Genomic DNA, 18,362 nt, shown 5'->3' on the forward strand with positions numbered 1-18,362 from the left:
AGGCGTAAATAATCTCTCCACGCGGTTATATTACCAAGCCAATTATACCACAGAAAAAGGGGCGGCAAAACCGTAGATGATGCCTGGCTAGGGGCGTTTTAATGCAGCGTTTGGTAGGCGCGGTACAGCCAGTAGCGGCTGCGCTGTAATGGCAAATCCCAAGCCCCAGCAAAAGTAACGTCGCGTCCGCCAAATGAGCGTTTGAACTTGGTAAAGCCGGCCCACGGATGGTTCTTGTCGGCGCCATCCGGGGCAATGCCATAAAGATCAGCGGTGGTTAGTCCGCGCTGCTGGGCGTCAATGATTGCCTCGGCCAGCAGGGCGGTGCCAGCGTTGAGTTTGCGGTGAGCCGGGTCTGACGAGGCGCCAGCGTGGGCGTAATATAGCGTGTCGTTGTTGTGATAAAACAAGGCGGCGGCGATGGGCTGATCATCAAGCGTGGCGTAGTACAGCGTGGCGGCGCCGAGTGGGAAGAGGGTGGTGGCTTGTTGGCAAAAATAACTATCAGGATGCGGCGTAATGCCGCGCTGCCGGGCGACTTGGTGGACAAATTTCAGCAAGATATCAATGTCGTGCGGGTCGGTCGAGCGGTGAACGGCGACGCCTTTTTTATGATAATTGCGGTACACATTGCGAACTGGCTGCGCCATGTGGGCGATCAGCTGGTCTTGCGGCTGGGTCAAGTCAATGACGTGCGAATGCTCCGGCTGGAGTTTTTGGTAGGTGACCTTTTTCCAGCCGTGAGCTTGGAGATGGGCAGCAGAGTCGAGGTTGGTTGGCTCAACGCGCAGGAAGGTAATGTGGTGTTTTTTGCCGAGCTGAGCTAGAGAGTTAAGCGCTGCCGCTAGCGAATGTTCGTCATTGGCGGTCGGGCCGTACGGGCAATACAGACGGGAATTACCGGTGCTGCGCTCCAGGATAGCCAAATATTCCCAACCCGGGCCGCTATCGCGAAAGGTGGTGCGGCCGAGCGACTCTTGAAAAGCTTGCCAGGCAGTTGATTGTAAAAAATGTTGATTCATGTTGTAATCCTCACAACGTTAGCTTACTGTCATTGATAAACTTGGTTGGACCTCCAGGTCGTACGGGTCGGCGGGTTGGTCAATGCGGGCGCGGAAATAGCCGAGCGCGGCGATCATGGCGGCGTTGTCGGTGCAGAGTTGGATGGGCGCGTATTCGATGCCGATTGGTAAGGCCTCACGCAGTTGGCGGCGTAATTCTTGATTGGCGGCGACGCCACCGGCGATGACGACGGAGGCGGGCTGGAAATTATCATAGGCTTTTTTAGTCTTATCGACCAAGGTTTTAACGGCGGTGTACTGGAAACTGGCTGCCATATTATGCCTCAGTTCATCGTCTACTAGGGCAGGGAGCTCGTGCGACGGAAAGGTGAAGTCTTTGCCCACTTCGCGCTGAACGGTCCTCAGAACGGCTGTCTTGAGGCCGGAGAAGGAAAAATCGTACTCGCCGGCGAGCTTGGCGATAGGTAGGTGAAAGGCGCGGGGATCGCCGAGCTCGGCTGCTTTGGCGATGGCAGGGCCGCCAGGGTAGGGCAAGCCGATGATTTTAGCGACCTTGTCGAACGCCTCGCCGACGGCGTCGTCTTGGGTTTGGCCGATGAGTCGGTAGTCGCCGTGATTTTGGAATAGGACGAGCTGCGAGTGACCGCCAGAGACGATGAGGGCGAGGAGGGGAAAGGCGGGTTGATGATGTGGTAAAGACAGCTCCAAATCGCTAGAATTAACAACGGCTTCCGCACGCCGAGATGCTTTCTCGTCAGATTCTTTGGCGACTGCGGGACTCGCTTTGCTCAAACAGTCCTCGTCTCGCAAGGAATCTGACAAGCTCGCCTCTCGGGTTTGTGCAGATGTTGTTAATTCCAGCAATTTGGTATGTTTTGAGCCTCTCTTTCTCTGTTCGGTGATGAAATTAGCATACACATGCGCCTCGACATGGTGTATCTTGTAGAGCCGCTTATTATGAATGACGGCGAGGGTACGGGCGGCGAGCGTGCCGATGAGCAGCGAGCCGATCAGGCCGGGCGCATAGGTAACGGCGACGGCGTCGATATCATCCCAGGTGCAGCCAGCATCAGACAAAGCTTTTTTAATGACCGGGTTGATAACTTCCAGGTGGCTGCGGGCGGCAATTTCTGGGATGACGCCGCCGTATTCGGCGTGGATGTCAATCTGGGAATTGACCACATTAGAAAGTAAGCGTTCGCCGTCTTCAACGATCGCCGCCGCTGTTTCGTCGCAGCTGGACTCGATTCCCAAAATCCTCATTTGCTTTTATTATAGCAAATATAAGTGGTAAAATAGGGATATGAAAGCCATGTTGGTGAAGTTTGTGAGGAAAGTGCTGCCTGTCGGGATGCTCCGGCGGTTAGAGAATGGGTATCGGCGGCTGCGCGTCAAGCTGGTTAGCGCGCGGTATGGCAATCCGTCAAAGCACCTCAGGGTGATCGCGGTGACGGGGACGAATGGCAAGACGACGACGTCATGCTATATCAATGAGATTTTGAAAGAAGCTCACTTCACGACGGCGATGTTTACCACAGCGGTGATCGAGGTGGCGGGCGAGCGAAAACTCAACGACCTCAATGCTACGGTGGCGAGTACGGCGCGGATGCAGCGGTTTTTCCGCGATGCCAAGCGGGCGAATGCTGACTATGTGGTGCTGGAAGTGACGAGTCATGCGCTGGATCAGCACAAGCTGGACGGCGTGCCGATCGAGGCGGCGGTGATGACGAATTTGACGCAGGATCACCTCGATTATCACAAAACGATGGAAGAGTACGCGGCGGCCAAGAGCAAGCTGTTTCAATTGCGCCCGCGATTTATCGTGCTCAACCGCGACGATGAGTGGTACGACTATTTCAATCAGTTTGTCGCCAGCGAGCAAAAGATGACGTACGGCCGAAGCGTGGAGGCTGAGGCAAAAATTACCCATGTCAAGTTGTATCGCAAGGGCACCGAGGCCGATGTGGTGCTGGATCATCAGACGCACTTGGAGTTGGCGACGAATCTGCCGGGCGAGTTCAACGTGATGAATATGACGGCTGCGACGACGCTGGCGTATCTGTTGGGTGTCAAGCTGGAGGATATCCAGGAAGGCGTAGCCAATGTCGAGGCTGTGCCGGGGCGGTTTGAGCGGGCGGTTGAGGGTCTGGGCTATGACGTGATCGTTGATTATGCTCATACGCCAGATGCGCTGGAAAAGCTGTTGGCGGCGGCACGCGGCATCACCAAGCAGCGGGTGATCTTGGTGTTCGGAGCGTGTGGCGATCGTGATCAGGGCAAGCGACCGATTATGGGCGAGATCGCGGCGCGTGGAGCGGATCGGATTTTCCTGACTGACGAGGAAAGCTATAACGAAGATCCGGAGCAAATCCGGCGAATGTTGAAGGAGGGAATTGAGCGCGGTCGCGGCGACGCGAAAACGACGGAAATTGCCGACCGGCGCCAGGCGATTGAGCGGGCGCTTGGCTGCGCCAAGAAGGGCGATATGGTGCTGATCACCGGTATGGGCCACGAGCAATATCGGATCGTCAATGGTCAGCGGCTGCCGTGGAATGATGGCCAGGTGGTGCGCGAGATCGTTGGTCGGGAACGGGCGGCGTGAGGTATGCGGCTACTATTGGTAACCAGAGGGATTCCCGGCTCTGGTAAGTCGACGTTTCTCGCGGAGCAGGGGCTTGATATGTATACCTTGTCGCCGGATGCGATACGGCTGATGCTGGCGTCGCCGCAGTTGACGCTTGACGGGCAAACGACTATGCCGTCGCGTCAAGACGCAATGGTGTGGCGGTTGCTACACGAGATGCTGGAGCAGCGGATGACGCGGGGTGAGACGACGGTGGTTGATGCAACACACACGACGCCAAATTATTTCAAGACGTACGGCGAGCTGTGCCGGAAATATCGCTACCGGCTGGTGGTGATTGATTTTGCCGATGTGCCGCTGGCGGTATGTCAGCAGCGTAATAAAGAGCGGCCGAGCCATAAGGTGGTGCCGAGTAGCGTACTTGAGCGTATGCATCGGCGGCTGCAGCGGAGTTCACCGCCGAAATGGGTGACGGTGGTACGGACGGCTGAGGAGGTGAGTCAACTGCTTACCAATCAGCCAGAGAACGTTGATAGGTATCAGGCAATTCATCACATCGGCGATGTGCAGGGGTGCTATACACCGCTCAAGGAATATTTTGAGCGGTATCCGCTTCGGGACGATGAACTGTATATTTTTGTCGGCGACCTATTAGATCGCGGTGCGGAGAATGATGCGGTAATGCGATTTGTTTGTGACGAGTTACTTGACCGACCAAACGTGCGGTTTGTGGAGGGCAATCATGAGCTATACCTCTGGCAGTGGGCGACTGATCAGCCAGTTGCAGCGCGGGTATTTAGCGAACAAACCCAGCCGCAGCTGGAAGCAGCGGGCATCGATAAGCGCAAGGTAGCGCGGCTGCTGCGGCGGATGGATCAATATGTTTTGTATCAGTTTCGGGGGCAAACGGTTTTGGTGACACACGGCGGGCTCAGTGCGCTGCCAGAGCAGTTACCATTGGTGGCGACTAGCCAGCTGATCCACGGCGTGGGGGCATATGATGAGGTTGGGGCGGTGGATGATGCATTTATGGCGCGGACTGATGACGCGACGTTTCAGATTCATGGACATCGCAACAGGCAAAATTATCCCACGCGCTATAACGAACGGTGCTATAACTTAGAGGGAAAGGTTGAGTTTGGCGGCGAGCTGCGAACAGTGCGGCTGGACGAGAACGGCATGACGCCAATCACTATTCGAAACCAACAGGCAACAGCGCGGCTGTATCCGGAAAACGCAGCGTTCCTAAGCCAGCTGCGGCAGAATCGTTACATTCGCGAATCAATCCTGCCGGGTGATATCAGCTCGTTTAATTTCAAGCCCGAGGCATTTTATCGTCAAACATGGACGACGCAAACGATGCGGGCGCGCGGACTGTTTCTCAATACGCTGACAAACGAGATCGTGATTCGGGCCTATGACAAGTTTTTTAACATTGGCGAGCGGCGCGATACTGAGCTAGCGGCGCTGGAGCAGACGATGGTCTTTCCGGCGCGGGCGTGGGTGAAAGAGAATGGATTTTTAGGATTAGTCGGGTACAATTCGGCGGCGGGCGGGCTGGTGATGGCGTCAAAGTCAACGACCGAGGGTGACTATGCGGCGGCCTTTCGGCGAGAATTTTTGGAGCAATTTCGAGACAGACTGCCGTATATCACTGATTATCTGCGCCGTCATAACCTGTGTCTATTGTTTGAGGTCATGTTGCCGCGATTTGACCCGCATATTATCGCCTATGAGTCGGATCAGCTGGTGCTGCTCGATATCGTCAAGCGGCAGGTTGCATACGAGGCGGTCGACCGGCAGGAGCGGGAGCGATTTGCGCGCGAGATTGGGGCGGACAGCAAACGTCTGGCGGCGGAGTTTTCATCGTGGAGCGAGTTTGCGGCGTGGCTTGATCAACTTCACGGTATGGCGTATCAGTGGCAGGGCGAGTGGATTGAGGGTTTTGTAATTGAAGATGCTGGTGGCTATCAGGTTAAGGTCAAGCTTGATTATTATACCTTTTGGCGGCAGATGCGGACGGCACTGGCGGCGCTGCAGGCTGGTCGGCAGCTATCAACGAGGCCCGATTGTCCCGATCCGGCGCTGGCGTCACGAGTAATTGCATATATGCGGCAGCTGCCCGTCGAGGAATTAGCGCGGCTGGACATCATCGCGCTGCGGCGACGGTTTGAGTAGACGGTAGCTGGTTTCTTGTCGCGCGCGAGGCGGTCTGGTACAATTTTGACATACGCATAACGGAGGGGGTGCTTATGTGGAATTTATTATTAGTGTTATTGGGGCTACGTTAGCGGTGTGCATCGCGGTGCCGGCGACGGCTGGAGCGGCTTCTGAGTATGGTGATCTGGTCGAGAAAGTGACGACGAAGACCTTGATTAACTATGTGGACAATTATCATAGCAAGACGTGCGGCTCACCGACTGATGATTATGCGAAGAAGTGGTTTTATTCTTTTAAAAGACAAAAATCTTTTGCAAATCCGCATCACCTTGAAGCTGTTGCAAGTCTTGAAAAAGCCATCAATTCACCAGCTGGTGCGTACGCGGTGATTTATACACAAAAGAATAATCACAATAACAATTCTAGTGCCTCGCTGGCTGCTGTATATTGGACCGAAGATGGTAGGGATGATTTTGAACTTAGTTTTCAGCAAGTCAACAAGGTTCGTCGACTCGTAGTCCAGCGGAAGGCGGGGTCGCACAAACAACTATATTTTGCAAGCATAGCGAGCCCAGCACTGCAGCAAATTAATTCAAATTATCGTATACCCGAATTTTTCTTAGGTTACACTAGCGGCAGTACTAGTCAATTTGCAATAGATGAAATTGGTCACAACAAGCTCCTCTCATCTAATTTTCGGACGGTTTATCCTGAAAACTACAGTGGTCCTCAAATAAATTCGGATGATCCGGGCGCGAAGTGGTATCCTGAGAAGTCCGGATATGAAGATTTATTAGATAAAATAACAACGAAGAAACTGGTCAACTATATTAATAATTATTATGGCAAATCATGTGGCTCTTTTGGAAGTGATTACTCTAGCCAATGGCTAACCTTGTTTGAACGCCAGAGCCGTTACTATGAGCGCCCCTATCATCAAGATGCAGTTGCCAGCCTACGTAGGGCAATGGCTTACGGTGATTATGCGGTCGTTTACGACCAGAAAAATAATACGAAACCGTTATCACCATATTTGATAAGTGTGTATTGGACAGAAACCAAGGGAGCTTTCAGAGGGCTCTTCCTTGGGGAGGACTCTTGGAGGTCATTTAGTATAGTTCGCTCTAAGGGAATTAACATCTCAGAAAGACTACATTCGGCAGTTATTGCTAGTCCGCGACTTATTCAAAATTTTACTAATCAGTGTGACCCCGCTTTTTTATGGGGATATTCACAGTATCAAGTGTCGGAGGTTCATATACGCGAGGATCGGCACAGAAAGCTTTTCACCTCAACCTTTGACGTCGAATATCCAGACGGCTATAAGGGTAAGCCAATTCCTGGCGATCGACGCAATATCAAGTATCTCGCCCTTGGCGACTCCTTCTCCAGCGGCGAGGGTGATACTGATAAAAATCCAGCGACTGACCGGAAGTATTATCGCCAGTGGACGGATGTGAATGAAGATAAGGCGAAGGGCGCGCCAAAGGAAAAGTGCCATGTCAGCACGCGTTCGTATCCGTACAAACTGGCGAACTGGATGGGGCTGGGGAGCGGCCCGTCGGCGGCGTGGGCGTCGGTTGCGTGTAGTGGGGCGACGGTGTACGACATGAATTGGGATAATTCGGGTGGCTACGAAGGCCAGGACAGCCCGCTCGGGCGGTTGCACGGTTATGACAACAAAGGAGTATTGCAGAAGATGGCGCTCAATGAGATGATCCCAGGACGCGTCAAGCAAATCGAGTTCGTAAAGAAATATCAACCAAAGGTGATCACGCTGACGGCGGGCGGGAATGATGTGGGGTTTGGTAAAAAGCTCGTATCATGCGTAGGGCCGGAGTCTACGCTAGGTGATTGTGTGTATGCAAAACCTGAAATGCGTAATCGCATTAAGAGCGAGATACTTGAACAATTTGAGCGGCTAAAATCTTTGTACGAAGAATTAAAAACTGCCACAAACAATAAGACAAAGATCTATGTGTTGGGTTATCCTCAGTTTGTAAATGGCGCTCCTGATGCACCATGTTTTGGGCGTGGCCTTCTTTCTTTGAGTGCAAGGGAGCGAGAGATGATTACAAATTCTATAACCTACCTTAATAACACTATTAAACAGGCTGCGAAAGCAGCCGGCGTCAAATACGTTGATATAGAAAGCGCTTTTGGAGATCACTGGCTTTGTGGTAATAGTGACAGACATGTTAACCCATTCTTGCTGAATGAGATGATTGTTAGTAGAATTCCAGATCTTCGACTTCCTTGGGTAGAGTTTCAAGAGAGTTTTCATCCAAACGCCAAAGGTCACGCCGATATTGCTCGTGCTTTTAGGAAAGAGCTAGGTGGCGTTAATCCTGCGGACTATAAAATCTGTAAAAATGACGCGACAACTTGTCCCGACAACTCTGCGACAAAGGATAATATACCAGCACCTCCCTATTTTAATGTTGCTAATGAACAGGAAGACATAAAGTTTACTTATTATAAACTATCTAATGGGACAGCAACAAAAGTTCAAGAAAAATATATAGAGATCAAAACATCCAGACGCCCGTATAAGCCATGGAAAAAGGTATACGTAAAGATTTACTCTGAGCCAAGAGATTTGGGCGAGATTGAAGCTGATAAGAATGGTGAAATTAATGGATCTGTGGCACTGCCTGAGGATTTGCCCGCTGGATATCACACGCTGGTGGTGTCTGGCGAGGTTCCAGATGGTAAGAAGCAGGAACTGTACCAAACCATTCTCATCAAAGGTCCAAACCTGGACGATATCGACGAAAATGGCACGCCGGACAAACTTCAACCCTGCGGAGTCTTCGCTCAAGCCGCTAATAAAGACGAAGACCTTGACGGCATCGACGACGCCTGCGACCCTGAGATCACCGATCCCATCCTGTATACTGCTCGCAACGGCAAGTCATCACTTGGCGAAGATGAGGATCGGATTTATCTCTTTCGCAATACGCGAGCAGCCAACCTGACTGGCGTCACAAACGATTACGTTGACAAGTCAAAAAACCAGAATAACGCTGATGCACTGGTTGGGCATACTTTAAGCGAAGAGACGCGCGGACTTGCATTCAATAAACTGGTCGTTATGAAAGAAGCTGACGGTGACATCAAAAAAGGAACACCGATTATCCTCGCCAAAGACGTAAGCGAAAAATGCTACGCCCTAAAACCAGAAGACTACCTATCGCCAGCACTCAAACCAGGATCAAAAGATTATAAGCTACGAGGATTAATAAAATTAAATACATTACCGAAGGAGGTTAGTTGTGAAGAATAAGAAAATAATTGTAGGATTATCAATTATTGTCCCAATGTTAATATTGTTGCTAGAATACTACATAATCGGTCCGCTATTGGCTGATGGTGTCAGTATATTTGTTGCACAATGCTCGTTGCTAGCTTTGAGTGCTATATTTATGATAGCGGGCATTGTCATTTTAGTGAGAGCTTCTGGGGGTTATAAATTTTGTTGTGTGCCCAGTATCGTCGCCAGCTTATTACTCGTTTTTGGATATTTTTTGTCCGAGGCTGTAAAAGAGATACGGTTCTAGTGAGCTTGGAAAGTAAAATGTGTTATGTTCAACAGGGTGGGCTGTGAAGAAAAATAAGATTGTAAAATACGCCACGACAACTTATACGTGTCTATTGGCGGTAATGGCATTTTGCCTATTCGCGGGAATACCGAATCTAGACATGAATCCGAGGCAAGTTAACTCATTGTTAGGGATCATTCTTGTGTGGGCAAGTGTGATCGGTATAGCTATAAACCTGCTCACGGTAATTTTTATAAAAGTCTACGCTCCATTGCCGTAGTGCTGCTCGTCGTATGCACATTTGCACTGGCAGAAGGATGTTTTCATTATTTTTGGTTTTCACAGCCATTCGCAGGGGGACGGTGAGGTAGCACATGGCTAATCACCCTATGAAGATTAATAAAACTAAACAAGCTACCGAAGGAGGTTGGTTGTGAAGAATAAAAAGATAACGCAGAATATAGTATTGACGGCCGTTATGGCTACCATGCCGCTACTCGTGGTGCGAGGTAATACATATCAGATAGGGCTGATTATAGAATGTATTGCAGCTGTGATCAGTCTGTTATTATTGTTTACTTCTGCGAATAGAAGAAAGAATTTTCCACTTTCACATCTGGCGGCTATTTTATGGCTATTTATCCCTGTGTCGTTTTTACTCCTACTACAGACATCTTTGTTTGGGGGCGGTTTTGAGGGGCTTTCTAATTGGGCGAGAACCGGACTCATAGTTGGTATCGTTGCTGTAGTATTGACGAGTATTCAGCTGTTCAGAGTGAATCGTTGATGGAGTTTGACGGGGTTAATTGTGAAGAATAGTCAATAGGTACGTCAAGGCATCAAGGACACGACCAGGAAAGTTCATTACATTTGGTAGCTATTTGGTCGCAGTGACAGGTTGATTAACTAACGCAGCCGATTTATCATGAGGGGTAGGTTATGAAAGATGATGTAGCGACGATGGACAAACCATATTTAAGCGATACGGTGGTAATCTTGCTAGTGGTCGCACCGGTGGCCCTGTGCGTGCTGCTCTTTGTTGTGGCGAGGTGGGATGCGTGGTGGATTCGTGAATATCATGTTACTGAGATAGCGGCAATGGCGCTGCCAATGCTATTGTCGGCGGCGGGAGTGTGGATGGTGGTGTGGCTGAAGGGTATATATAAACTCTGTGCGCTGAGCAGCCTCGCGGTAGCGGCATTGTTCTGGCTGGCGTTCCTTTATAATTTATCGCAGTGATTTTTTACGGCTCTCGCGGTACTTGGTGCGGCGATTGATAATCATAAGAGATGTTCCGCAGATGAAAAGCGGCGGCATACAGAACAGGTATACAAATTCCCCGAGTCCATCAGCCAGAAAGCAGTTACCTGTAGAAAATCCGCTGCCGCAGCGTCCAGGAATACCCCACCCGCCGATTGTCACATCGAGAAGCAGTATCAGTATTGCGAGGTAAAACAGGACGCCTGTTATAACCAGTGGCCATCGATTGCGCAGATTCTGGTGGCGGGCGGCGGTGATTGACCGGTCTGTTATCCCTATCATCAGCAAGGTGATAAGCATGGCCACAATGAACCACATCGAGTCGTGCAGATAGTAATCATAATAATAGTCAGGCGGGCCAAATTGGTCGGAGTTGAGCTTGTGTAGATGGTCATTGTGGGTAGTTGCAAGCACAAAAACGAGAATTGTCAGACCGTAAATAAGCCAGCGCACAATGCGGGTGGCAATTGATTTTTTTGATGTGGCATTTTCGCTCATCAATGGTCACTTTCAAAAAATCGCCGTTTCTTTTCGAGCCACGCGTCTGATTGGCGGACGAGTTTTTGGCTGTCGGCGGGATTTTTGAGGAGTGGCTTGATGGCCTCCTCGAGGTAGATGCCGCCCTGCGATCCCTTAAACAGGAAAGTAGTGTCTTTATTGGCTAAGCGAGCGAGGAGCTTGGCAGCGTCGGTGGCCTTGGCGAACGAGGTGACGGTGCAGCCATTTTGCCGAGCAACTGGAGCGAGGAATCGCTCGGCCAAGCGGCCAACGGTGATGACGTGGTCAAGCTGTTTCGGGTCACACAGCGCGCCGATGGCAGCGTGTTCATCGGCTGCGGTCTGGCCCAGCTCGTTCATGTCGCCAAGGACGGCGATCTTGGTTTTGGCGGGTAGCTGGTAAAGTGTCGTCAGGGCAGACTTTACGGCGAGGGGGCTGGCATTATATGAGTCGTCGATGATGGTCGCATCGTTGATGCCGGGCAGAATATTCATGCGGCCGCTGACTGGTGTGAAATTCTCGAGCATGGTCATCACACATTCAATGTCAAGTCCAAGCTCTAACGCCACCGCCGCCGCGCCGCCGGCAACGCGGAGTTGATGCACGCCGACAACGGGGATGATGAATGGACGCGAGGTTTGGTCGGCGTGGATGAGCCGGCAACGGTAGCCCTTGCCCTCAGTAAATTTGCCGATAGCTATCCGGTAGTCGGCGCCCGGCTCGGTGCCGTAGGAAATGATTTGGCCGCAATCGGCGAAGTCCACGAATTCGGGGCGAATATCATCGCGGTTGTAGATCACTTTTTCGCTACATTCAGCGAGCGCAAATTCCTCGCGGGCAACGGTTTCTAGTGAGCCGAAAAACTCCATGTGCTCGGGTGCGATGGCGGTGACGATGGTGACGTCAGGGCGAATATAGCGGCCGAACGCGGTCATTTCACCGGGGTGATCAATGCCGAATTCTTGGACGATAACGTCGAGGTCGTGCTGGCGGCGGGCAGCACGGCGGGCTCGGCCCAAGACCGATAACCAATTCCATACCGAGCGGGGATTCTGCGGTGAGTCAACACCGAGGATTTCTAGTGGCGCGCTAAACTCGGCATTGAAGTTGCCGCGGTTAGTGCGGACTTTATAACTGGAGTTTAGGACACTGACGAGGGTTGATTTGGTGGTGGTTTTGCCGACACTACCGACGACGGCAACGAGCTTGATGTGCGGATTATGCAGGAAGAACGTAGTGACAGAGCGGGCGAGAATGCGCGAGATGAGGGTTTTGAAGAGTCTCATGAGTATAGTATAGCATCTTTTGATAAGGGTAGTGAATCAGAAACTTGATTTTTTATCAATTTTATGCTAGTATGCATTGTAGTTATGCTTAATCATGAACGGACACCAGCACGAAGGTTGGCGCCACCTCGTTGGGGCAGGGTGAACGACTTATTGTATGCTGTCACAAAAACACCAGAATACCAAAAAACAATCAATGAGGTGAAGTCTCAAAGAGCTGAGCGACAGCCAGCACAAGAGAGTAATACCGAAGAGTGGGGCGTACACCTCATCGAAAGCTTGCCTAGTGTGCTGCGCGGAAAAGCAGTTGCTATTATGGCTGCACAAGCCCTATCGGAGCGAGTGGGGCGAACCCATAAATATGAGAGCGACCAAACTCGTCAATTAGCGCTTATGGCAGCGATACCAAATTGGCTGTTAGCGCAGCGACAGCTTGACAAATATGGTAAAACGATGGAACGTTGCGAGAAAAAGAAATTACTTGGTCCAGTAATAACATTTAACCATGCTCTTCGTAAGATAATCGACGCGGAACAATGTTCAGGGATGCAACAGTTGATTAATTTTGTTACTGACATTGTTTTGATGATGGGTGAGAGCAAGGAGGTTGTTCAATATGCAGAAAATGCGGCACAAATAATCCTCATTGGTATGAGACAGGAAATTGCGGCAGAGAGCGTCCTAAGTTCAATGCAGGAAGTGTACGGCATCAGGGGTGCAAACGACGAGGAAGAACTGGACGGTATAGATATTATTGTCGTGACTTATAAGGGTATTGAGGTTGGGATTGATATTAAATCAAGCCAAACTGCCGCTGATAAAGCAAATAAAATCGCTAGAGAACATGGAGATACTGAGTACATGGCAGTATGGTCTGGGTTTACTGGTCGTGATTTTGGTAACAAGCTCATTTTGGAGAATTGGCAACTTAGAAATAAGCAAGGCTATTACCGCTCCGTTATGGATGTAGTAATTCAGCAAGCTGGACATAATGTTGCATAATATATCAGAATAGTTTATAATATCAAAGATGCCTATACGTTCATATGATATTATTAGCTCGGATCCAGGTCTAGACTCGGAAGTGTTCCTCAGGAAAAAATATGCAAAGGCGATTAAGGATAGTATTACGGGGTCTAGCGAGACGAGTGCGGTCCTGTTGCAGTTGCTTGTGGCCCCCAGTCTTGATGGCGATGAGTTGGCTGCGCGGCGACGTAAGCGAGGGGGTGATATTGGAGCGACTGCGCTGAGGGCGGTTATGAAGCTTAGTGAAATAGGTTTCGATGAATTCCCTATTCGAACGATGGGAGAAGTTACTATTGAGGCAGAAGAGGCAGTTTGTGGCTCGGGGAGGATTGAAAAGGATGAGGATAATCGGCTAAAGCTACTTGTTAGTGAAAAGGAGGTAAATCCGGAGGAGCCGGGTGAGGCGAATATCGAGTTCAATTTCTAGCACTCACCCTTGACGAGTGCTAATAAGATACGATATACTGATGAAGCGATGCAAGAAAAAATGGAGGAATTGCAATGAGTACACCTATCAAACCTCTTGGCGACCGCGTTGTTGCAGTCCGTGAAGAGGCAAAAACACAAACAGCCAGTGGCATCTACCTGCCTGATAGCTCGAAAGAAAAGCCAGTGATTGCTCAGGTGAAAGCAGTCGGTAGTGATGTCAAGCATGTGGCGGTTGGCGATAAGATCGTGTATAAGGAATATACAACTACTGAACTGAAAGTTGACGGTGTTGACTATTTGATCGTCCGCGAAGAAGATGTATTAGCGACAGTTGCATAAAAAGGAAGGGGAATACAACTATGGCAAAAAAAGTTTTTTACGATGATGATGCGCGCAGCCGTGTGTTGGGCGGGGCTCAGGCATTATATGACGCAGTCAAAGTAACCTATGGGCCAAAGGGCCGTAATGTGGTGATCGCCAAGGGGTTTGGCGGGCCGACGGTGACGCACGATGGCGTGACAGTAGCGGAAGGCATTGAGCTGCCAGAAAATGATGATGAGACGTTGGGCTACAAGGTTGGTGCTGATCTGATCAAGCAAGCAGCCAAGAACTTGAACAAGCAGGCTGGTGACGGTACCACGACGGTGACGGTGCTGACCTATTCGATTTTGAAGGAGGCCAACCGGCTGATCGCAGCGGGTCACAACCCGATGGAGCTACGCAAAGGCATCGAGCAGGCTGGCGCGGAAATTGTCAAAGAGCTGAACAAATTAGCTGAGCCAATTGAGGGCAAGTCTGAGCGCGTGGCGGAAGTGGCAACTATTTCGGCGGGCGACGCGGAAATTGGTAAACTAATCGCTGGTGTCATCGAGAAAGTTGGTAAAGACGGCGTGGTAACGGTTGAGGCTGGCCAAGGTTTGGAGCTGGAGGCTGAGGTTGTTGAAGGCTTCAGCCTGGACAAAGGCTGGGTCAGTCCGTTCTTTGTCACCGACACCGGTCGGCAAGAGGCGGTTTATGAAAAGCCAGCGATTTTGATCACCGATAAGAAGATTTCCAGCGTGCAGGAGTTCTTGCCGATGCTGGAAAAATTGGCACAAAGTGGGAAAAAGGATGTCGTACTGATCGCTGATGAAGTTGAAGGCGAGGCGCTGAGTATTTTGGTACTGAACAAGCTCAAGGGCGTGTTTAACACTGTGGCGGTCAAGGCACCAAGCTTTGGCGACCGTCGTAAGGAGATTTTGCGCGACATCGCGGTGTTGACTGGTGCAACGGTGATTTCTGAGGATCACGGTTTGACATTTGAGAATGCTGGCCTGGAGGTCTTGGGTTCAGCGCGCAAGGTGATTGTCGGCAAAGACGAAACCACCATCGTTGAGGGTGCGGGCAAGCCGTCAGCCGTGAAGGAGCAGATCGCTCAGATCAAGGTGCTGTCCGACAATGCTTCCAGCGAATACGAAAAAGAGCAATTTGATAAGCGAGCAGCGGCGCTATCTGGCAAAGTTGCTGTCATCAAGGTTGGCGGCGCGACCGAGACAGAGATTGATGAAAAGAAATTCCGCGTGGACGACGCAGTGGCAGCGACCAAGGCAGCCTTGGCTGAGGGAATTGTCGCTGGTGGTGGCGTCACCTTGGTGAATTTGGCTGGCGGCCTGAAAGTGGGCGGTGCAGACAGCATCGCGGCTGGTCGGCAGATTCTAAAGGACGCCCTGAAGCAGCCATTCCTACAGATTATGCGTAACGCTGGCTTGAATGCCGACGCGCTGCTGGCGCAAGTCGAGGCGGGCAAGGCTGGCTGTGGCGTTAATGTCATGGATCCGGAAGCAGGCCTGGTGGACGTTAAAAAAGCTGGCGTTATCGACCCAGCGCGCGTCACCAAGGAAGCGGTGCAGAACGCGGTATCTATCGCCTCAACCGCAGCAACCATGGGCGCACTGGTCGTCGACGTACCAGAGCCAGAAGCTCCAGCTGCGCCTGGTGGCATGCCGGGTATGGGGATGATGTAGCGGCTCCAGGTACATCGTTAAGAAGGGAACTCCTCGCTGGAAACGGCGGGGAGTTTTAGTGTGTAAATGAGGATGTCTTTATCTCTGCTATTTGGCAGCCCCAAATAGCGCCTGCATGGCTTTTTCACCCAGCTGATAATTCCGCACAAATACCCACAGCTGGTTGCCGTAGTCGAAGTGCCACCATTCATGGGGATTGACCGTAAACCCATAGGCGGTCAGCAGATTATACAGAAAGCGACGATTTCGCTGAGCGGTTATATCCTCGTCCGCCAGTGGCGTTGCTTGCTCAAAATAATCAGGATTATTGCGCGGCCCGGTGTCGCCATCCATATGCCCCATGTCAATAAAGCTGTCTGCTACAAAGTCTGGTGTCCAGGGGCTTGGCTTGACGCGTAGGCGGATGTCAATCGCTCCGCCCGTTGCGTGCGGTGATGGATTATCGGTAGTCGAGGGTTTGGCGATGATCTCGTCGCGCCGTTTATAGATATCCCCTTCTTGGAGATTCGGCTTGCTGCGTCGAATGCTATTTGGTATGAGTTGGTGATATAATGATGACTGCATATCGGTGGAGCGTAGCCCCTCCTCAACATATACTTCCACGGTGCCATCAAAAAATTTGGTAACTTCAGGGCTTTGGAGAAAGGCGTTAATGTCTGCCAGTTTTCTCGCAACCGATTCTCGGACATAGATCGGCTTATCGACGCCAGAAATACGTGCACCAGTCGTAGCATTGCGCCGAGAATAATAAGATTGGCCGGCAATACCATGGCTGGCTAGGTCAACCAACGGTTCTTGGCGCAGTTCATGAAGTAAGCCACTGCTCGCTGCAAATGGAATATCGCGATAGCCGATACGCATTTTAGCGTCGCGTAGTTCGGTCATGTCTGGGATGGCGGTTTCGGCGTACTGCTGTATACGGCGCTGGTTCTCGATACGGGTCTCGGCCTTGACTAAAAGATTCACGTAATAGGCGTATACTTTGACGATTTCATCGATGACTTGCTCGGGCTGCTGTATAGCACCACCTGCGAGGCGATCGGTTTTTTGTGGGCCAAATGCAACGACATTCGTGTTGTTTTCGAGCAGAAAGGTATCGAGTCCTGCTAGTTCTTGATATGGTATCCAAGTATCGTGCGAGACAATTGCCACCTTGCTGCCCTCGTCAAGCAGAGGAAAGGTAGCCCTAAAGGTTTCTTGGGTATTGGCACGACGCGGTTTACTGCCGTCGGGCATGGTACGGTTGCTGTCAATTGGAGCTGACAATACGCTGAGACTGATAATTTGTGTGCCGTGTGGTGTCGCTATTTTTGCCCACCCCTGACGCACTTTTGTCAAATCATTACTTTCGTATGGAGTTGGGAGTGTGCTCTCTTCCCAAGAAATGTCCCCTAAAAGGGATGCTGCAGCGTCAAGACATAGTTCAAATTCGGTTGTGCTTCCTTCGAAACCTTGTGCTTCGGCTCGCTTACGCTCTGCTTCAGTGGTTGGACGGTCACAGGTGGTGAGGATAATTTCTGAGGTGTTGATTTTACCTTCTTGTATTGCCGTGAGGGCACCGAGTAGGCGGATACCATTAGTGGCACCAGCTCCACCCGGTACAATGATCGCAGATACATCGCCAATAGGTTGCATATTGCGGGGTAGAGCAACATCGAGTTGTCTGCCATCATGTTCTAGCTTTTGGTCAAGCTCTTCGTGAAGAAAGCCCAGGTTGAGAGCTGTATCGCGGATGGCTGTATGATCAGCGGAGGTTTTAGCAATATCTGAAAAATCTTTGATGCCGCCGCCGCGTAATCCTAGTATGTCGTGAACAAAGGGGGCGTCGTAACTTGGTATATCATACAGGCCTGCTAATTGGTCTAGGGATTGCTGGTTGAGGAGGCCGTGAAGTGTTTCTTTGTAGAGCTGGAGTTTTGCCGCAGCGACATCCCGCACAGTTTCTGGACTGACGCTTGATGTTTCAGAAATAGGACAATACCTGTCGCTACGCTCCGATGCAACTAAAGACATGTCTGAATTGTACAATAAAACTACTAAATTAGCAAATTATACATAAATAGCAGGTCTCAGCTCTGCGACAAGAAATCAATTTCCTTGATAATATCGAGCAGCGCCTGGGCTTTGCGGGTCTCGTCGGGGATGGCGACGGCCGCTTCGTGTGCTGGGGCGATTAGCGAGGTGTCGTCAGTTGAGCGCAGCAATAGGAGGTAGGTGTCGAACTTTTCCTCGGGCGAGACGTTGAGCTTGTTGACCAGTGGTCGAAGCTCATTTAGAGCATTTTGCTTGATATCATCAAGTGACAGATCGGTCGGCGTGGCATATGGCCGACTAGTGCTGTCGGTGGTTGGCCGCGGTGCTGGCGTGACCAATCCGGGCGTGGTGTTGGTTTGTGGCTTGGTCGGGCGGCTAGTTGTGTCAGCGTCCTGGGCGCCGGTTTCTTCAAATCGTAGATTATCATCATTGCCACCAGAGACGCCCGCTAACACGCTAGCTAGATCTTGATCGCTGTTGACTTGTCCGCTGTCTTGAATTGTCATACCCCACCTCTT

The 18,362-nt window shown here is 50.9% G+C and carries 16 protein-coding genes; 10 read left to right on the forward strand and 6 right to left on the reverse strand.

Annotation, left to right across the window (positions count from 1 at the left end; all coding sequences use genetic code 11):
* Nucleotides 1-98 precede the first annotated feature (98 nt).
* Together FBF26_00165 and FBF26_00170 are read right to left on the reverse strand one after the other, a co-directional pair.
* Complete coding sequence (locus FBF26_00165) at nucleotides 99-1,022, reverse strand: peptidoglycan bridge formation glycyltransferase FemA/FemB family protein (protein QJU09693.1); 924 nt, start codon at nucleotides 1,020-1,022, stop codon at nucleotides 99-101.
* Nucleotides 1,023-1,040: 18 nt separating this feature from the next.
* On the reverse strand, nucleotides 1,041-2,285 hold the full coding sequence (locus tag FBF26_00170) for a tRNA (adenosine(37)-N6)-threonylcarbamoyltransferase complex transferase subunit TsaD (protein ID QJU09694.1): 1,245 nt from the start codon (nucleotides 2,283-2,285) through the stop codon (nucleotides 1,041-1,043).
* Nucleotides 2,286-2,325: 40 nt separating this feature from the next.
* On the opposite strand from FBF26_00170, the gene FBF26_00175 reads away from it, so the two are divergent.
* The 6 genes from FBF26_00175 to FBF26_00200 all read left to right on the forward strand — a co-directional run bounded on the left by FBF26_00175 (nucleotide 2,326) and on the right by FBF26_00200 (nucleotide 10,547).
* Nucleotides 2,326-3,624, forward strand: a complete 1,299-nt coding sequence (locus tag FBF26_00175) for a UDP-N-acetylmuramoyl-L-alanyl-D-glutamate--2,6-diaminopimelate ligase (protein ID QJU09695.1) — start codon at nucleotides 2,326-2,328, stop codon at nucleotides 3,622-3,624.
* Nucleotides 3,625-3,627: 3 nt separating this feature from the next.
* A complete protein-coding gene (locus FBF26_00180; protein QJU09696.1) occupies nucleotides 3,628-5,784 on the forward strand; it encodes a hypothetical protein in 2,157 nt (718 codons plus the stop codon).
* 76 nt (nucleotides 5,785-5,860) lie between these two features.
* On the forward strand, nucleotides 5,861-9,052 hold the full coding sequence (locus FBF26_00185; GenBank protein ID QJU09697.1) for an SGNH/GDSL hydrolase family protein: 3,192 nt from the start codon (nucleotides 5,861-5,863) through the stop codon (nucleotides 9,050-9,052).
* The gene (locus tag FBF26_00190; protein ID QJU09698.1) at nucleotides 9,042-9,326 is read left to right on the forward strand and encodes a hypothetical protein; all 285 of its coding nucleotides are present in this window, start codon (nucleotides 9,042-9,044) and stop codon (nucleotides 9,324-9,326) included. Before FBF26_00185 ends, FBF26_00190 begins: the two co-directional genes overlap by 11 nt.
* A gap of 415 nt (nucleotides 9,327-9,741) precedes the next feature.
* Nucleotides 9,742-10,095 (forward strand): hypothetical protein, encoded by a 354-nt coding sequence (locus FBF26_00195; protein ID QJU09699.1) that lies wholly within the window; start codon nucleotides 9,742-9,744, stop codon nucleotides 10,093-10,095.
* Nucleotides 10,096-10,247: 152 nt separating this feature from the next.
* Nucleotides 10,248-10,547 carry a hypothetical protein gene (locus tag FBF26_00200; GenBank protein ID QJU09700.1) on the forward strand — a complete coding sequence of 100 codons (300 nt, stop codon included), beginning with the start codon at nucleotides 10,248-10,250 and terminating at the stop codon, nucleotides 10,545-10,547.
* Here FBF26_00200 and FBF26_00205 read toward each other — a convergent pair.
* A complete protein-coding gene (locus FBF26_00205) occupies nucleotides 10,536-11,066 on the reverse strand; it encodes a hypothetical protein (protein ID QJU09701.1) in 531 nt (176 codons plus the stop codon). The two genes, FBF26_00200 and FBF26_00205, sit on opposite strands and share 12 nt — an antisense overlap.
* Nucleotides 11,066-12,352 carry a UDP-N-acetylmuramoyl-tripeptide--D-alanyl-D-alanine ligase gene (locus tag FBF26_00210; protein ID QJU09702.1) on the reverse strand — a complete coding sequence of 429 codons (1,287 nt, stop codon included), beginning with the start codon at nucleotides 12,350-12,352 and terminating at the stop codon, nucleotides 11,066-11,068. Before FBF26_00210 ends, FBF26_00205 begins: the two co-directional genes overlap by 1 nt.
* Nucleotides 12,353-12,493: 141 nt before the next feature.
* Here FBF26_00210 and FBF26_00215 point away from each other — a divergent pair, with 141 nt between their 5' ends.
* The 4 genes from FBF26_00215 to groL all read left to right on the forward strand — a co-directional run bounded on the left by FBF26_00215 (nucleotide 12,494) and on the right by groL (nucleotide 15,810).
* Nucleotides 12,494-13,354: a hypothetical protein gene (locus FBF26_00215; protein ID QJU09703.1), complete on the forward strand. Its 861-nt coding sequence runs from the start codon at nucleotides 12,494-12,496 to the stop codon at nucleotides 13,352-13,354.
* Between the two features lie 28 nt (nucleotides 13,355-13,382).
* Nucleotides 13,383-13,805, forward strand: coding sequence for a hypothetical protein (locus FBF26_00220; GenBank protein QJU09704.1), 423 nt, complete (start codon nucleotides 13,383-13,385; stop codon nucleotides 13,803-13,805).
* A 74-nt stretch (nucleotides 13,806-13,879) separates the two neighbouring features.
* On the forward strand, nucleotides 13,880-14,146 hold the full coding sequence (locus FBF26_00225; GenBank protein QJU09705.1) for a co-chaperone GroES: 267 nt from the start codon (nucleotides 13,880-13,882) through the stop codon (nucleotides 14,144-14,146).
* A 20-nt stretch (nucleotides 14,147-14,166) separates the two neighbouring features.
* Nucleotides 14,167-15,810, forward strand: a complete 1,644-nt coding sequence (gene groL, locus FBF26_00230; GenBank protein QJU09706.1) for a chaperonin GroEL — start codon at nucleotides 14,167-14,169, stop codon at nucleotides 15,808-15,810.
* An 87-nt stretch (nucleotides 15,811-15,897) separates the two neighbouring features.
* Here groL and FBF26_00235 read toward each other — a convergent pair whose 3' ends face one another.
* Together FBF26_00235 and FBF26_00240 are read right to left on the reverse strand one after the other, a co-directional pair.
* Nucleotides 15,898-17,823 (reverse strand): hypothetical protein, encoded by a 1,926-nt coding sequence (locus tag FBF26_00235; protein ID QJU09707.1) that lies wholly within the window; start codon nucleotides 17,821-17,823, stop codon nucleotides 15,898-15,900.
* Nucleotides 17,824-17,879: 56 nt separating this feature from the next.
* On the reverse strand, nucleotides 17,880-18,350 hold the full coding sequence (locus FBF26_00240) for a hypothetical protein (protein QJU09708.1): 471 nt from the start codon (nucleotides 18,348-18,350) through the stop codon (nucleotides 17,880-17,882).
* Between the last annotated feature and the right edge of the window lie 12 nt (nucleotides 18,351-18,362).

The sequence above is a fragment of the Candidatus Saccharibacteria bacterium oral taxon 488 genome (assembly GCA_013100825.1).
In the GTDB taxonomy this organism is placed as follows: Bacteria; Patescibacteriota; Saccharimonadia; order Saccharimonadales; family Saccharimonadaceae; genus Nanosynbacter.

Bases quoted from the DNA above. Each gene is read 5' to 3' on its own strand.
- FBF26_00165 (QJU09693.1), bottom strand. From the start codon at position 1,022: ATGAATCAACATTTTTTACAATCAACTGCCTGGCAAGCTTTTCAAGAG.
- FBF26_00170 (QJU09694.1), bottom strand. From the start codon at position 2,285: ATGAGGATTTTGGGAATCGAGTCCAGCTGCGACGAAACAGCGGCGGCG.
- FBF26_00175 (QJU09695.1), top strand. From the start codon at position 2,326: ATGAAAGCCATGTTGGTGAAGTTTGTGAGGAAAGTGCTGCCTGTCGGG.
- FBF26_00180 (QJU09696.1), top strand. From the start codon at position 3,628: ATGCGGCTACTATTGGTAACCAGAGGGATTCCCGGCTCTGGTAAGTCG.
- FBF26_00200 (QJU09700.1), top strand. From the start codon at position 10,248: ATGAAAGATGATGTAGCGACGATGGACAAACCATATTTAAGCGATACG.
- FBF26_00205 (QJU09701.1), bottom strand. From the start codon at position 11,066: ATGAGCGAAAATGCCACATCAAAAAAATCAATTGCCACCCGCATTGTG.
- FBF26_00210 (QJU09702.1), bottom strand. From the start codon at position 12,352: ATGAGACTCTTCAAAACCCTCATCTCGCGCATTCTCGCCCGCTCTGTC.
- FBF26_00220 (QJU09704.1), top strand. From the start codon at position 13,383: ATGCCTATACGTTCATATGATATTATTAGCTCGGATCCAGGTCTAGAC.
- FBF26_00225 (QJU09705.1), top strand. From the start codon at position 13,880: ATGAGTACACCTATCAAACCTCTTGGCGACCGCGTTGTTGCAGTCCGT.
- groL (QJU09706.1), top strand. From the start codon at position 14,167: ATGGCAAAAAAAGTTTTTTACGATGATGATGCGCGCAGCCGTGTGTTG.
- FBF26_00235 (QJU09707.1), bottom strand. From the start codon at position 17,823: ATGTCTTTAGTTGCATCGGAGCGTAGCGACAGGTATTGTCCTATTTCT.
- FBF26_00240 (QJU09708.1), bottom strand. From the start codon at position 18,350: ATGACAATTCAAGACAGCGGACAAGTCAACAGCGATCAAGATCTAGCT.